Genomic DNA, 15,198 nt, shown 5'->3' on the forward strand with positions numbered 1-15,198 from the left:
TTACCAGCAAGTGAAGACATGAAGTGTCCGCGCGACGAACGGTTATCGTTGGGCGTTTCCTACAAGCGGCGCTTCCGGGAACGGCGACAGCCGCCACCGCCACCGCCGCACACCACACGAGCGACAAGAGGGACGTTCATGCGGATCAGTGAGCTGATCGCGGTCAAGCGGCTGCACCTGAGGTTTCTGACGGGTGCGGAGCACGCGCACCGCGTCCTGCGGTGGGCCTACACCACCGATCTGCTCGAACCCGCCCGCTACCTGCGCGGAGGTGAGTTCGTCCTCACCGGCATGATGTGGCGTACCCGCCCTGAGGACTCCGAGACCTTCGTGTCCTCCATCGCGGGTGCCGGGGCGGTCGCCCTCGGCGTCGGGACCGCCCTGGGCGAGGTCCCGCCCGACCTGGTGGAGGCGTGCCGCGCCCACGACCTGCCCCTGGTGGAGGTGCCCCCGGAGACCTCCTTCGGCGCGGTCACCGAGGAGGTGCTGCGCGCCCTGACCCAGCAGCGCTTCAGCTCCATCGCCGAGACCCGCGACCGCCACCGGCGCCTCATCGCGGAGGTCGCCTCCGGCGCCGACCTTCCCCGCACCTTCGCCGAGGCCGCCGGACAGGCCGGACTGACCGCGTGGATCGTCTCCTCCAGCGGACGCCACGTCGCCGCCTCCGGCGAGCCCCTGCCCCAGGACGGCCGCGAGTGGATCGCCGCACGGGCCCTGACCCGTCCGTCCTTCCCGCACACCGTCCGCCTGCCCGAGGAGGACGGGCGGACGGTGACGGTCCTGCCCGTCCAGACCAAGGACTCCCATCCCCTGGCCTCCTGGCTGCTGGTCTGCGAGGGCGACCACACCACCTGGTCCGAGGAGGTGCACGAGTCCGTGGCCGAGCTGGCGTCCATCGCCGTGCTCGCCCGCAGCCGCATCGAGGAGCGCGCCCTGACCGGCGCCCGCCACCTGGAGGGACTGCCCCGGCTGCTGGCCGCCCAGCGCTTCGACGAGGTCACCGAGCTCATGCGCGGTACCGGCCCCGCCGGTGGCGGGGAGGGCGGCCACGTCGTGGTCAGCGCCGTGATGCTGCCCGAACCCCGCGTGCCCGACCTGACCCGGCGCGTGGTCGCCGAACTGGTCGCCGACCACCCCGGCGCCGTCGTCACCGGGGACGAGGACACGCTGGCCGTCGTCCCCGTGGACGGCCCGGAGACCGACGCCCGCGCCCGGGCCGAGGAGGTCCGCGCCGAACTGCTCCACCGGGCCCGCGTCCTGGAGGGCGGACTGCTCGACCACCGGCTCGCCGTCGGCCTCAGCTCGGCCGTGCGGGACGTGCCCGAGCTGCGCGGCGCCACGGTGGAGGCCCGCCACGCCCGCCGCCTGGCCGAGCTGCGCGGCGGCCGGTCCCGGGTGATCGCCGGGGCCGAGATCGACTCGCACGAGCTGCTGCTGGCCTCGGTCCCCGAGGAGGTCCAGTCCTCCTACCGGGAGCGGCTGCTGGGACCGCTGCTGGCCTACGACCGGGACCACCGCTCCGAGCTGGTGGAGACCCTGGAGCAGTTCCTGGCCCACTCGGGGTCGTGGCAGCGCTGTGCCGCGGCCATGCACGTACACGTGAACACGCTGCGGTACCGGATCGGCCGGGTGGAGGACCTGACCGGCCGTGACCTGAGCAGCCTGGAGCACCGGGTGGACCTCTTCCTGGCGCTCAAGCTCCGCGACTGAGGGGCCGGGGCCGCCGCGGGGGCGGGGGAGGAGCCGTGCCGTGCGTGGAAGTGTCACCGGTCGCCGCTAGGGTCCTCACGATGAGTACCGACCTCTCCCTCCCCGAGACCACGGACGCGGACCTGTCCGGCGCCGACCTGCGCGACGTCCTGGCCGATCCCCCCGACAGGCCGCGCGTGTTCACCCGCTGCGACATGACCGAGGCGAACCTGTCCGACGCCGACCTGGTCGGCGCCGTCTTCCACGACTGCCGTCTGGACGGAGCCCGCCTGGAGCGGGCCCTCCTGGAGGGGGCGAGGTTCACCGGCGGCAGCGCGGCCGGCGCCGTGTTCGCGCACACCGAGTGCACCGACGCCCGCTTCGAGAGGGTGGACCTGGCCAACACCCGCTGGCAGGGTGCGCTGCTCACCGACACCGCCTTCACGGGCTGCCGGATGACCGGGGCGGGGCTGAACTCCCTGCGGGGGATCGGCTACACCTTCGACCACTGCAACCTGATGCTGGCCCGCTGCAAGGGCATCACGCTGCGCGGACAGACCCTGGAGGGGCTGCGCATGGACGAGGCCGACCTGGCCAGCGCCGACCTGCGCGACACGGTGTGGGTGGACTCGCGGCTGCGCGGCGCCAACCTGGTCAACGTCCGGCTGGGGGGCGCCGACCTGCGCGGCGCCGACCTGGGGGAGCCCACCCTGGAGCAGGCCGGATACCTGCGCGGGGCCAGTATCGGCTTCGCGCAGGCGGGCACGATCCTGGCCGCGCTGGGCATCACGGTGATGGACTAGGTCCTGTCCGGTGGACCCGGTCCTGCGCCGCTGGGGGTGACGAGGGCGCCGGCGGGGCCGGCGGAGGTCCCGCGGGTGCGCCTGTGAGGCGCACCGCGGGGACCGCGGGTTCCCGTACCTTCCGCGTCCGGGCACGAGGCGAAGCGCGGCGCAGCCCCAAGGAAACACCGCCCAGCGGACACCGCGCCCGGGTCCGTGCCGCCGCCTTGGGACACAGCCAAGAATCTACGTCGTAAAGGTGCTGCTTCTGTTACACATCCTTGAGAAGAGTGACCAAGAGAGGGCCGTACCCGACGCGCGACACGGCGACCCTCCGAACGCGCGCCGAGCAGGTGGTCCCTCCTTCGGCTCCGGGGCGTCAGGGCCGTGACAGAGAGGCGGGCCGCCCCGCGTGCTCGTGGGGTCCGTGTTCGACGGGGTCCCTCACCCGGTCCAGGAAGGACAGGTAGGCGCGCTCGTAACCGCGGGCCATGGTCTCACCGGTGAAGTTGCGGCATACGTGCTCCCGGCAGGTGCCGGGGTCTAGTTCCATGGCCGTGTCGACCGCCGCCGGAAGCTCCGCCTCCCGGTCGGCGAGTACACCGGTGACGCCGTCGACCACCGTCTCGGGCAGTGCGCCGCGCCGAAACGCGACGACCGGGGTCCCGCAGGCCATCGCCTCGATGGCGACCATGCCGAACGGTTCCTCCCAGCGGACGGGGAAGAGCAGGCATCCCGCCCGGCCCAGCAGTTCGGTCTTCTCCTCCGCGGACGCCTCGCCGACGTAGTCGACGTCGGGGCCGAGCAGCGGACGGATGGCCGCGTCGAAGTAGTCCTGCTCCCCGCGCTCGGAGCACTTCAGGGCGAGCACGGTCCGGCGGCCGGCGGCACGTGCGGCGAGGATCGCGGTGTCGATGCCCTTGTCCGGGGTGCACCGGCCCAGGACGAGGGCGTAGTCCTCCTTCTCCCGGCGGGAGCGGCAGGTGTAGCGGTGCAGGGCCACCGCGTTGTGCACGGTGGCCACCCAGGGCAGCTCCGGAGCCGTGCGCCGCTGTGCGTGGGAGATCGCGGCGAGTCCGATGGCGGAGCCCAGCGACCCGTAGTACATGGCGTAGTCCTGGTTCACGGGCCCGTGCGCGGTCACGAGGGTGGGGACCGGGCGTGCCGGGGCCGCCAGCGGCCCGGCCAGGGTGTGGTCGTGGACCAGGTCCGGCCGCAGCTCCTCGATGACGCGCTGCGCGGCGGCCGCGTGGGCGACCTCGACGACACTCTCCCCGATGCGCTCGCCCTGGGGCTTGTCGTAGGTGGAGTGCGACCTCGCCCCGGTCGCCGACCGTCCCGCGCCCACCAGTGTCACGTCGTGGCCGAATCCGATCAGTTGGTCGCACAGTTCGGCGAGCATCTCCTCGATACCCCCGTAGCCTGCGGGCGGCACCTCGTACCACGGTGGCGCGAGCAGGATCAGCCGCACGGGCCCTCGGGCACCGGAGTGAGACATGGGAATCACCTTTCGCGGGCGTCGCTGTTCCTGTCCGGTTCTGCGGGTGCCGTCTGGTCACCGGACGGGGTCAGCCGGCGGACCTGCCGGACCAGCCGTACACCGTCGGGAAGCCCGTCGACCGTGGTCGAGCCCTGGTTGACGTCGATGGACAGCCGGGATCCGGCGATCGGCACCTGGTCGATACGCAGCCGTCCGAAGGCGGGCGGGAAGGCGGGGTCCAGCCACAGTTCGCCGTGCGGCAGCTGTGGGTCGAAGCGCAGCAGGGTCCTGACGAGGTGGATCGGTGTGGCCGCGGCCCATGCCTGGGGTGAGCAGGAGGTGGGATAGGGGACCGGGTCGGGGTAGGCGTCGCGGGCGAAGCCGCAGAAGAGCTCGGGCAGCCGGTCGTCGAACCGGGTGGCGGCCTCCAACATGCCCATGGCGATGCGCTGCGCGTGTTCGACGAACCCGTAGCGCATCAGTCCGGCCGCCACGATGGCGTTGTCGTGCGGCCACACCGACCCGTTGTGGTAGCTCACCGGGTTGTAGGCCCCCATGTCACTGGCGAGGGTCCGCACTCCCCAGCCGGTGAACATCGTCGGATCCAACAGCCGTTCGGCGACGAGCGGCGCCTTGTCCTCGTCGATGATGCCGGTCCACAGGCAGTGGCCCATGTTGGAGGTGCAGGAGTCGACCGGTCGGTTGTCGCGGTCCAGCGCCAGGGCGTAGTAGCCCCGTTCGGGCAGCCAGAACCGCTCGTTGAACGCCTTCTTGAGGCGGTCGGCGTGGTCCGTCCAGGTCCGGGCGGTCTGCTCGTCTCCCGTGTCCGAGGCGAAGTGGGCACGTGCCCTGTAAGCGCCGTAGACGTAGGCCTGTACCTCGCACAGGGCGATGGGCGCCTCGGCCAGCCGGCCGTCCGCGAAGTTCACACCGTCCCAGGAGTCCTTCCATCCCTGGTTGAGCAGGCCCTGTTCGTTCGCTCTGTGGTATTCGACGAAGCCGTCACCGTCGAGGTCTCCGTGGTGCAGCATCCACTCCAGCGCGCGGTCCGCGTGCGGCAGGAGTGCCTCGACCTCCTTGCTCGCCAGTCCCCACCGGTGGAGTTCGCCGAGGAGCACGACGAACAGCGGTGTGGCGTCGGCTGTGCCGTAGTAGACGTTCCCGCCGCCGAGGCCGACCGTGTCGGAGGTGCCCGGGCGCACCTCGTGCAGGATCCGGCCGGGCTGTTCCTCCGTCGAAGGGTCCTCCTCGGCTCCCTGGTAGTCGGCGAGGGTCTGGAGTGTGCCCAGTGCGAGGGACTGGTCTATGGGCAGCGCCATGAAGGAGGTCAGCAGGGAGTCCCGGCCGAACAGCGCCATGAACCACGGTGCGCCGGCGGCGACGACCGCGCGGTCGGGGTGGCGGGGGTCGAAGACCCGGAGTGCTCCCAGGTCCTGTTGGCTGCGGCTCAGCACCGCCTGCAGGGGTTCGTTGTCGGTGGTGACCCTGGGGCTGCTGCTGCTCCACGTCTGGAAGCGGCGGGCCGGCACGGACTCCTCGACGGGTCGGTCGACCGGGAAGTGGGTCCGCAGCTCCTCGCCGTCGACGACGGGGCGCACCAGGACGGTGGTCGACCACTCGTCATGGGGCGGAATCACGACCTCGAAGGTGAGCATTCCCCGGTGTACGGACGTGGCGTCGTCCGCCTGTACGACGACGCCTTGCCTTCGGCCGTTCCATTCGTGGTCGATGAGCATCCGGTTGCTCTGGGTGCGGAAGGAGTAGTCCCCGCGGCGCCGGATACGGCCCTCCTTGACCTCGAACAGGTCCGCGAAGTCGGCCTCCACCGCGAGCGTCACCGTGCAGGTGGCGGGTTCCCGGCCCAGGTTGCGCATCGTGATGTCCTCGCGCAGCCCGGTCCCCACACGTCGTTCCCGCTCCATCAGCAGGGTGCTGTCCGGCTGCTCGGGGTTCTTCACCCGGGCCAGGAACGTGGCGCGGTAGGGCTCACGGACCATCGCGGCCAGGGGCTCCAGCGGTTCCTCGTTGACCCTCAGGTCCCATCGCGACACGATGCGCGTGTCGTTGTGGAAGACTCCGTGCGGCCGGTCGGCGGACATGTCGCCGTGTTCCGCGGAGATGGAGAAGGAGGACCCCTCGACGAGGGTCACCGCTCCTGTTCCGGTTCCGGCGGAGCCGGCGTCGACGTTCCATGCGGTCATGGGAGCGAGTATCCCTGGACGGGACCGGTGGACCCGTGTATCCCCCGCTATTGTTCGTTAAATATATGACAACCGAAGAAGGCGGCCTCCGTGTTTCCGGGGGTGTAATGCGTACGCGCTCTGAGCAGGGTCGGTGCCCTTTCAGGAAGAACGCCTCCCGCGGTTCGCCGAGGGTGAATGCCGGGTCCGTGGAGAAGGACGCGTGTCTTGTGCGGCGGCGGCGAATGTGAATACCCAGGAATTCGGTGTGCCAAAAGCACTGGGGGATGTTGTTCTCCCTTTCTTCTCCGCCGTGTCCGGGGGTCGGGGGAGTCGTGGGGAGGCCGACCGCGGGGCCGGCCTCCCCACGACTCGTGATCCGCGGCCGGCCGGGCAGGAACCTCTGCCCGGCGGCCGGCGGCCACGTCCGCGGCCCGGTGGGGTCAGTCGTCGTCGAGGTCGACGGTGGGCAGGGGCCTGACCGCCGGCCCGTTGAGGATGTTGCCGTCGGGGTCGTACCGGGAGCCGTGGCAGCCGCAGTCCCAACTGGTCTCCGCCGCGTTCCAGGCCAGTCGGCAGCCCATGTGGGTGCAGGTCAGGCCGACGGCGTGGAGTCCGCCCTCCGCGTCGCGGTAGGCGCCGACGGAGTCACCGTCGACGTCGATGACCCCGCCCTGGCCCCGGGCCAGGTGGCGGCCGTGGTGGGAACGCAGGCGGTCCAGGTGCCCGCCCACCAGGTCCGCACCGACCTTGAGGTTGTCCTTGACCAGTCGGTCCACGGCCTTGGCGTCACCGAGACGGGTCGCGTCGAACACCGGCAGCCAGGGATGGTCACGGCCTGCCAGGAGGTCGCCCAGCATGACGGCGGCGGCGGTGCCGTTGCTCAAGCCCCACTTCCCGAACCCCGTCGCCACCAGAACCCGGTCGCTCGCCGGGGAACGGCCGATGTAGGGCACCTGGTCGGCGGTGGTGTAGTCCTGGCCCGACCAGCGGTACTCCACCGAGTCCACCTCGAAGGTGGACCTGGTCCACTGCTCCAGGTCCTCCCACATCGCCTGGGTGTCCCGTTCGGTGCCGGTCTCGTGACCGCCGCCCACCACGATCAGCCCGTTGGGCCCGCCGTCGGGCCACGGGCGTGTGGACCTGGTGGGCGGGTCGGCCGAGATCGTCATCTCCCGCGGTGCCGGACCGCGGAGCCGGGCCGCCAGCCCGAAGGACCGGGAGGGGCGCGTCCTGGCGAAGTATCCCCCGATCATGCCGATCGGCAGCAGCGTCGCCACCACCACGGACTTCGCGCGGACCGTCGCGTCCGCGGTGCGCACCTGCACGGTGCCGTCCTGGTGCTCCTCCACCTCCAACGCGCGGGTGTGCTCGAACACCGACGCGCCGGACGCCGACAGCGCCCGGGCCAGGCCGGCGACGTACCGCCCCGGGTGGAAGTGCGACTGGTCGTCGAACCGCACCGCCGCCTCGATCTCGAAGGGCAGGCCGGCCGACTCCACCAGTGACGCGGGGAGGCCGAGGCGCACGGCCGCCGCCACCTCCTCCTCCAGGGCCCGGCGCTGCCCCGGATCGCGGGTGTAGGCGAGGGCGGGTGCCCGGGTGAGACCGCAGTCGATGCCGTACTCACCGGTCAGCGCGGCGACCAGTTCCACACCGGCCTGGTTGGCGTCGGCGTACATACGGGCCTGGTCCTGGCCGTACCGGCTGGTCAGCTGCGCGTACACCAGCCCGTGCTGGGAGGTCACCTTCCCTGTGGTGTGCCCTGTGGTGCCCTGTCCCAGGCGTCCGGCTTCCAGCACCGCGACCGTGCCGACACCGGTCCGCCGCGCCAGCAGCGCGGTGGTCAGTCCGGTCAGGCCGCCTCCCACCACCGCGACATCGACCTCCATGTCCTGGCGCAGGCCGGGAAACCCCGGCCGGTCCTTCGCGGTGGTCCACACACTCGCGTGCCGCATCGCTCGCCCCCCGAACCGGCCGGTGCCGATGACCGCACCGGCCGGAGCTCGCGGCGCCCAGGTCCTCAGGCGCCTCGGCGCGGGCGTCGTCGACACCCGCGCATCCGACAGTGACTACGACGCTACCCATTGTTCGCGATCGCCATCACGTCCCGGTGGTCCGGCCCCGGCCGCTTCGGAGCCGAGGAGGGGGTGTGTGCTGCTTCGGGGCCGGTCCGTGCTCAGTCGGCCACGGCCTCGCCGATCACCACCTGGGGGTGCGGGGCCTGGAGGTTTCCGCTCTCCAGGCGCCACACGCAGTCCTCCAGCACCCGGACCAGTGTCCAGGCGCGGGCCCGCCCACGGTCGATCCCGGCGGCCTCGGTCAGCAGGTCGAACCTGTGGCGCACCGACCGGGCCTCCCCGCCCGGGTCGGCCTCCTCCGCGAACCGGTTGCGCAGCGCGGGCAGGAGTTCGTACCCGGGGTCGCCGACCAGTGGCTTGGGATCGATGGCCACCCACGGCTCCCGGCCGGTGCCCGGCAGCGGGGCCAGCACGTTCTGGAAGTGCAGGTCCCAGTGCAGGAGCCGGTCGCCGGGCTGGGCCGCCATCTCCCGGGCGACGGCCGTCCACCGGGCCAGCAGCCGACGGAACCGGTGGTCGAGGCGCTCGTGCGCCAGGAAGGGGCGGGCGCGTTCGACCAGGGCCCGGGTGATCGGGCCCAGGGAGCGCATTCCGGTCGGGCCGGGGTGTGCGTTCAGGCGGGCGAGCAGGCCGCCGATCACGGTCAGGGCCCGGTCCACCTCCACGCCGTCCAGGGAGCGGTCCGGGTCCAGGGCCTCCAGGAGCAGTGCCCCGCTCCCGGGGTCGTGTGCGAGCAGGCGTACCGCGCCGTCGCCGGCCCAGATGCGCAGCGCGTCGGGTTCGCCCTCGCTCTCCTGGTCCACGGGCAGCACCTTGAGCACGGCGGGGGTGCCGTCGGCGCACCGTACCGGCAGCACCAGGGACACCGCTCCGTACAGGGTCCGGTCGCCGGTGGGGCGCAGCCGCCACAGGTCGCACTGGCGGGCGGCCGTCCGGGGCAGGCGGTCCACCCACTCGGGGCCGAAGAAGCCACTGACCGTCCTGGCCAGTTCCTCGGGCATGGGGACCGGGGGTGTGCTCTCGCGCATGTTCGTCCTCTCCTTCGTCGTGGGGTCCGGTCGAAGGAGCGGGGGGAGGGGCGCGTGTCTAACGCATGCCGGTCACCTCGCTGCCGTGGTCGGTCGCCGTGACCGTACCCGGTGGCCGGTGCCGCGCACCCCTTCTGCGCGTGTCGGGCGGGTCCCGGCCCGGGGGCCTCGGCGGGGGCCGTGTCATCCGGGCAGGGTGATGGGTCCCTCCCCGTACACCCGCGACCAGGGGCGGTGGCCGCCGCCGACCGTCAGCGACCCGCCGTTCGCGGGAGGACGGGCCAGGACCCGTGCGGCGGCCTCGGCGAAGGCCACGGCGGCCGGGTGGGCGTCCTGGGCCGGACGCACCGCCTCCGTGCGCCGGTGCAGCGGTGCGCCGGTCAGGGGCCGCCAGGCCAGACGCGGCTCCCGCGCGGCCACCGCCGCCGTCTCCAGGGCCACTCCGCGCCGGACCAGCACCAGTCCCAGCAGGAACTCGGTGTCGCCGGCCTCACGTACCCGGGGCGGTATCCAGCCGCTCTCCCGGCACACCGCCAGGACGCGTTCGAACCACACCGGGGCGTTTCTTCGCGCGGGCAGTACCAGATCCCGTCCCGCAAGGTCCCCGAGGTCCACTGAGTCGGCGCGTGCCAGCGCCTCACCGCGCGGCAGGACCGCGCCCAGCTGCGCGCGGTGCACCGGCTGGCCGAGGAGTCCCGCACCCTCGAAGGGCGCGGTCAGCAGTCCGGTGTCCACCGATCCCTCGCCCAGCGCGCGGACCAGTTCCGTGCCGGCCATCTCGCACAGGTCCACCTCCAGGCCCGGTGCCTGGTCGGCCATCTGTTCCACCAGGCCGCGCAGCGCGACCGCCGGTGTCGCGGGCGGTACCGCCGCTCGCAGGGTGCCCAGTTCGCCGTCGCGGACGCGTCTCATGGTCTCGCGCAGGCGTGTCTCGCCCGCCACCAGGTCGCGGGCCTGGGAGACCAGCAGCCGTCCGGCGGGGGTCAGTTCCACGCGGCGGCGCGACCGGTCGAACAGGGCCACCCCCAGTTCCTCCTCCAGGCGGCGCACGGACTGGCTCAGCGCGGGCTGGGCGATGCCCAGTTCCACCGCGGCCTCGCCGAAGTGACCCTCCCGTGCCACCACCAGGAAGTACCGCAGGTGCCGTCCAAGATCCACGGCCCGACTCTAGACCACCGCCGGAGGGCGCTAGCGTGAGCGCCGTGACCACCGCCAGCACCCCCGTCGTCCGTGTCCACGCGCGTGAGATCGACGGCACCGGACAGGTCGGCCGTCTGGCCGACGAGCCCGTCGTCCTGGCCTCCGTGGCCAAGGTCCTCATCGCCTTGGAGTTCGCCCGTCAGGCCTCCACGGGGCTCGTGGACCCCACCGAGCGGGTCGTGGTGCGCCGTGACGACCGGCTGGGGGGCTGGGGCACCGCCGACTTCGCCGACGACGTCGAGTTGTCCCTGCGTGACTGTGCCCTGCTGGCCATGACGATCAGCGACAACACCGCCGCCGACCTGATCGTGGACCGTGTGGGTGTGGAGCCCGTCCACCTGCTCGCCGTGGAGCTGGGGTTGGAGCGCACCCGCTTCACCGGCGGCCCCCGTGCCCTGCTGCACGCCCTGCTCGACGAGAGCGACGCCACCGGTACCGATCCGGCCACCCTCCTGGCCCGTGATCCCTCGCGGACCACCTCCAGCACCCCGGCCGACATCACCCGGCTCCTGCGGCTGGTGTGGACCGACGCCGCCGCTCCGCCGAAGGCGTGCGCGTTCGTGCGCGACCTCATGGCGCGTCAGCTGGTGCGTACCCGCATCGCCTCGGGCTTTGGCCCCGACGTCCGTGTCAGCGTCAAGTCCGGGACCCTGCCCGGGCTGCGTATGGAGGCGGGGGTGGTCGAGTACCCCGACGGTGGGCGCTACGCCGTCGCCGTGTGCGCGGTGGGCCCCGATACGGGGCGCACCGCCCTGGAGGCCGACATGGCCCTGGGACGGGCCGCGCGTGAGGCCGTGGAGCGGTTGCGTGCTCCGTTTTCGGGTGGCTGAGGGACGGTCGGCGCGGCGCTGACCGGTTCCGATAGGCGAACACCTATCGGAACCGGTCGCGCCGCTTATTGGACGCTGTGTCGTGAACCGTGTTTGTCTGTGCGCCGTTCGACCCATCAGGCCAGAGAGAACGAGGTCAGCACATGTCGATCGGACGACGGGGATTCCTGCGGGGCGCGGTCGCGGGCGGGGCGCTCACCCCCTTGCTGGCGGGCGCGGCGGCGCCCGCCCACGCCACCGCCGCGGCGGCCGCACCGGGGGCCTCCCCCACGGGAGGGGGCGGCGGGGCCGTCTTCCGCTGGCTGGGCACCAGCGGCTGGCGGATCGACATGCCGGGCCGGCCGTCGGTGCTGGTCGATCCCTTCCTCACCCGGTTCAGCACCGGCCTGTTCGACCCCGACCGCGAGTTCGACGCCGCGACGCGACTGACCGTGGACGCGGGCACCGTCGACGAGCACACCGCCGACATCGGGGACGGGGGCGTCGTCCTGGTCACCCACACGCACTGGGACCACTTCTCGGACGTGCCGCACATCGCCACCACCACCGGCGCCCAGGTCGTGGGCACCCTGACCACGTACCACCTGGCGCAGGCGATGGGGGTCCCCGTGGGGCAGACCTCCCCGGTGCGGGGCGGGGAGGTGCTGGACTTCGACGGGTGCGTGGTGGAGGTCGTCTCCTCCAGGCACAGCCGCAACGCGAACCACTCGGTGACCTTCGCGGGTGTGCGGGTGGAGGTGCCGGGAAAGCCCGCCACCATCGCGGACCTGCCCGAGGGTGACACGCTGGCCTTCCAGGTCACCCCGCCGTCGGGGCCCTCGGTGTTCTTCATGGGCGCCAGTGACTTCGCCGAGCGCGAGGTGGCCGGGCTGGCGCCCGACGTGGCGATGGTCGCGCTGCCCTCCACCTCCAGTACGCACGAGTACGTGCCCCGGCTGCTGGAGGCGCTGGAGCGGCCCGGGACCGTGGTGCCCGTGCACTGGGACCACTTCGAGCGCGCGTTGGCCAACCCGCCGGTGGACGGTACCGGGAAGGGCATGAGCGTGGCGGAGTTCACCGCCCTGGTGCGCCGGGTCTCGCCCGGGAGCCGTGTCGTGGTGCCCGAGTACCTGACGCCCTACACGTTCTAGCCCGGGGACCGGGGTGTGCCCGGCGTCCTCAGCGGCGCCGGGACAGGGCCTCGGTCATGCCGTCCAGGGCGGGTTTGGGTTCGTAGTCCTCGTCGAAGGGCAGTGCGGCGGTGTATCCGGGGAACCACTCGGGGATCCAGGAGTGCTGGTCGCTGACCCCCCACACCGACACGCCCACGCACCGGGGCACCTCCAGGCACGCCTGGACCACGTGCTGGTACTCCTGTTCCTGTTGCCTCAGTGCCTGTTCCCGCGGGGGCTGGGGGATGCGCACGTCCAGTTCGCTGACGGTGACCTCCAGCCCCAGGTCGGAGAAGCGGCGCATGTGCTCGGCCAGGTCCTGGGGGACGTTGCCGTGGACGAAGTGCCCCTGGAATCCGACGCCGTGCAGGGGCACTCCGCGGTCGAGCAGGTCGGTCACCAGGGAGTACATGGCGTCGGTCTTGGCGCCGCCGCCCTCGATGCCGAACTCGTTGATGTACAGCTCGGCCTCGGGGTCGATCTCGTGCGCCATGGACAGGGCCTCGGCGATGTAGTCCTCGCCCAGGACCTGGTACCACAGGTTCTCGCGCAGCCGCGGCCCGTGGTCCTGGAAGGGTTCGTTGATCACGTCCCAGGAGGTGACGCGCCCCTGGTAGCGCCCCAGCAGTGCCTCCATGTGCTCGCGCAGCACCTGGCGCAGCTCCTGCGCGCTCCAGTCACCCTGTGCCAGCCAGGAGGGCTGCTGGTTGTGCCACAGCAGGGTGTGCCCGTGCACGTCGAGGCCGTTGCGTTCGGCGAAGTCCACCACGGCGTCGGGTCCGCTCCAGTCGAACCGGGACCGCTCGGGTTGGACGTGCTCCCACTTCATGGCGTTCTCGGCGGTCACCGAGGTGTAGTTCTCGGTGACCACGGACTGGTACCGGGTGTCGTGTGTCAGCGGGTTGACCGCCACCGCGACCCCCAGGTCGATTCCGTGGGCGCGGGCCAGGTGGGGCAGCCCCCGCGTGGGCTGCTCCTGTTCGGGGTGGGGCAGGGCGACCGCGAGGATCGCGGAGACCACCAGGACCACCATGCACAGGACCCCTGCCGTGAGCAGGGCCCCGCGTCCACGGGTGGGTGGGTGCCATCGGGTGGAGGCCGCGCCGCGCATCCTGTTGTTCCTCATCTCTCGTGGTGCGTCTTCACTGGTGTCCCGTGGTGACGGGGAACGTCGACAGGGCGCGTACGACGCTGGTGCGGCGGTGGGTGGGCCGCGCGGTGGGTCGTAGCCGGGGTAGGCGCTCGGCCAGGGCGCGCAGCGCGATCCGGCCCTCCAGCCGGGCGAGCGGGGCGCCCAGGCAGTAGTGGAGGCCGCTGGAGAAGGACAGGTGGTCGGAGGCGTCGGGGCGGGTGATGTCGAAGCGGTCGGGGTCGGTGAAGCGGTCGGGGTCGCGGTTGGCCGAACCGATCAGACACAGAGCGTAGCCGCCCCTGCGCAGATGGTGGCCCTGGACGGTGGTGTCGGCGTGGACCCAGCGGGTGGTCATCTGCACGGGGGAGTCGAAGCGCAGTGCCTCCTCCACGGCGTTTCCGGCCAGCTCGGGCTCGGCCACCAGGCGCCGCCACTGCTCGCGGTGGCGCAGCAGGGCCATCGTCCCGTTCCCGATCAGGTTCACCGTGGTCTCGAATCCGGCGACCAGGAGCAGACGGCACATGGTGTTGACCTCGGCGGCGGTGAGGCGGCCGTCGTCGGCCTCGGCGGCCAGGGCGGAGATCACGTCCTCCCGCGGGTCGGCGCGCCGTTGGTCCAGCAGCCGCTCGAACAGCGCGTCCAGTCGCGCGGTGGCCTGCCGGATCCGGCGCAGGTGGCTCGCCGAGCGGGCGCCGTCCAACGCGCCTCCGACGGTGTAGCCGATGCGCACGAACTCGGTGTCGTCGGCCTCGGGTACGCCCAGCAGGCGGCTGATGACCGCGATCGGCAGCGGCTGGGCGAAGTCGCGCATGAGGTCGAAGTCGCCGCGGGCGGCGGCCCTGTCCAGGAGTTCGTGGGTGGTCTTCTCGATCTGGGCCTGGTACTGCTTCATCCGGCGAGGGCTGAACGCGGGCCGCGCGATCCCGCGCAGCCGGGTGTGCTCGGGCGGGTCCTTCATGAGGAAGGACAGGTCCAGGACGTCGAACTGCTCGGGCAGTGCCTCCTGGGACGGGGGCTGCACGCCGAATTCGCGGCCGCGCAGCAGTGTGCCCACCGCCTCGTGGGTGTGCGCGGTGCGAAAGCCCAGGCGACTGGTGACGAAGGGGCCCTGGGCGCGCAGCCGCCGGTAGGTGGGGTAGGGGTTGTCGCGCCAGGGATGGTGCAGTAGCCGGCTGGGGTGGTCCCGGGCCTGCGCGGCCAGCCACGAGAGTCCGTGGGCGGTGCGCAGCCGGGCGTCGGTGCGAAGGGCGTCGAGAATCTGCATGGCCGTGGGTCCTCTCCTGCGTACCAACGACACTAGGCGCGTCCCCCCGGCGAGGTCATGGGAACCGGCGACTTGGCCGCCTGCGGCCAGCGGGGAACCCCACCGCGGCCCGGGGCGTTGGGCGCGTCGCGGGCCGCGCCGGACCCGGGGCGGACACACCGTCGGAGGGCGTGGCGCGGGCGTTCGGGCGGGCGGGGCGGACGGGGGCGCGGGCCCGTGGCGACCGCCGGCGCGGGACCCGCCACCCCCTAGACTGGGCCTCTCCGCAGCGGACGCGGCGGTCTTCCGTGCCGTGGTGCGGGGCGGCGGGGCCTGACTCCGCCGGTCGGTGCCGCTCACGGGGTTCCTGGGCGGAAGAGCGTGGAAGAGCAGCGCGCAGAG

The 15,198-nt window shown here is 72.4% G+C and carries 11 protein-coding genes; 4 read left to right on the forward strand and 7 right to left on the reverse strand.

Translation table 11 applies throughout. From position 1 onward, the window contains the following. Positions 1-138 precede the first annotated feature (138 nt). Together NOSIN_RS08270 and NOSIN_RS08275 are read left to right on the forward strand one after the other, a co-directional pair. Complete coding sequence (locus NOSIN_RS08270) at positions 139-1,710, forward strand: PucR family transcriptional regulator (RefSeq protein WP_077690169.1); 1,572 nt, start codon at positions 139-141, stop codon at positions 1,708-1,710. Positions 1,711-1,790: 80 nt separating this feature from the next. Continuing rightward, the gene (locus NOSIN_RS08275; protein WP_077690170.1) at positions 1,791-2,492 is read left to right on the forward strand and encodes a pentapeptide repeat-containing protein; all 702 of its coding nucleotides are present in this window, start codon (positions 1,791-1,793) and stop codon (positions 2,490-2,492) included. Positions 2,493-2,850: 358 nt separating this feature from the next. Here NOSIN_RS08275 and NOSIN_RS08280 read toward each other — a convergent pair whose 3' ends face one another. From NOSIN_RS08280 to NOSIN_RS08300, 5 genes are all read right to left on the reverse strand, one after another. Beyond that, positions 2,851-3,969 carry a glycosyltransferase family 4 protein gene (locus NOSIN_RS08280; protein WP_077690171.1) on the reverse strand — a complete coding sequence of 373 codons (1,119 nt, stop codon included), beginning with the start codon at positions 3,967-3,969 and terminating at the stop codon, positions 2,851-2,853. Between the two features lie 5 nt (positions 3,970-3,974). After that, complete coding sequence (locus NOSIN_RS08285; protein WP_077690172.1) at positions 3,975-6,152, reverse strand: amylo-alpha-1,6-glucosidase; 2,178 nt, start codon at positions 6,150-6,152, stop codon at positions 3,975-3,977. Between the two features lie 422 nt (positions 6,153-6,574). After that, on the reverse strand, positions 6,575-8,089 hold the full coding sequence (locus NOSIN_RS08290; RefSeq protein WP_077690173.1) for an FAD-dependent oxidoreductase: 1,515 nt from the start codon (positions 8,087-8,089) through the stop codon (positions 6,575-6,577). Positions 8,090-8,310: 221 nt separating this feature from the next. After that, positions 8,311-9,240, reverse strand: coding sequence for an aminoglycoside phosphotransferase family protein (locus tag NOSIN_RS08295; RefSeq protein ID WP_077690174.1), 930 nt, complete (start codon positions 9,238-9,240; stop codon positions 8,311-8,313). 183 nt (positions 9,241-9,423) lie between these two features. Next, on the reverse strand, positions 9,424-10,398 hold the full coding sequence (locus NOSIN_RS08300; protein WP_077690175.1) for a LysR family transcriptional regulator: 975 nt from the start codon (positions 10,396-10,398) through the stop codon (positions 9,424-9,426). 44 nt (positions 10,399-10,442) lie between these two features. Here NOSIN_RS08300 and NOSIN_RS08305 point away from each other — a divergent pair, with 44 nt between their 5' ends. Beyond that, positions 10,443-11,270 (forward strand): serine hydrolase, encoded by an 828-nt coding sequence (locus tag NOSIN_RS08305; protein ID WP_077693489.1) that lies wholly within the window; start codon positions 10,443-10,445, stop codon positions 11,268-11,270. A gap of 143 nt (positions 11,271-11,413) precedes the next feature. Continuing rightward, entirely contained in the window at positions 11,414-12,400 is a 987-nt protein-coding gene (locus tag NOSIN_RS08310) for an MBL fold metallo-hydrolase (protein ID WP_077690176.1), read from the forward strand. A 28-nt stretch (positions 12,401-12,428) separates the two neighbouring features. Here NOSIN_RS08310 and NOSIN_RS08315 read toward each other — a convergent pair whose 3' ends face one another. Both NOSIN_RS08315 and NOSIN_RS08320 read right to left on the reverse strand, forming a co-directional pair. Beyond that, positions 12,429-13,532: an endo-1,4-beta-xylanase gene (locus tag NOSIN_RS08315; protein WP_077690177.1), complete on the reverse strand. Its 1,104-nt coding sequence runs from the start codon at positions 13,530-13,532 to the stop codon at positions 12,429-12,431. Between the two features lie 31 nt (positions 13,533-13,563). Next, positions 13,564-14,817 (reverse strand): cytochrome P450, encoded by a 1,254-nt coding sequence (locus tag NOSIN_RS08320; RefSeq protein WP_077690178.1) that lies wholly within the window; start codon positions 14,815-14,817, stop codon positions 13,564-13,566. Positions 14,818-15,198: the final 381 nt, after the last annotated feature.

Origin of the sequence: Nocardiopsis sinuspersici (assembly GCF_001998325.1) — a bacterium.
Lineage (GTDB): Bacteria > Actinomycetota > Actinomycetes > Streptosporangiales > Streptosporangiaceae > Nocardiopsis > Nocardiopsis sinuspersici.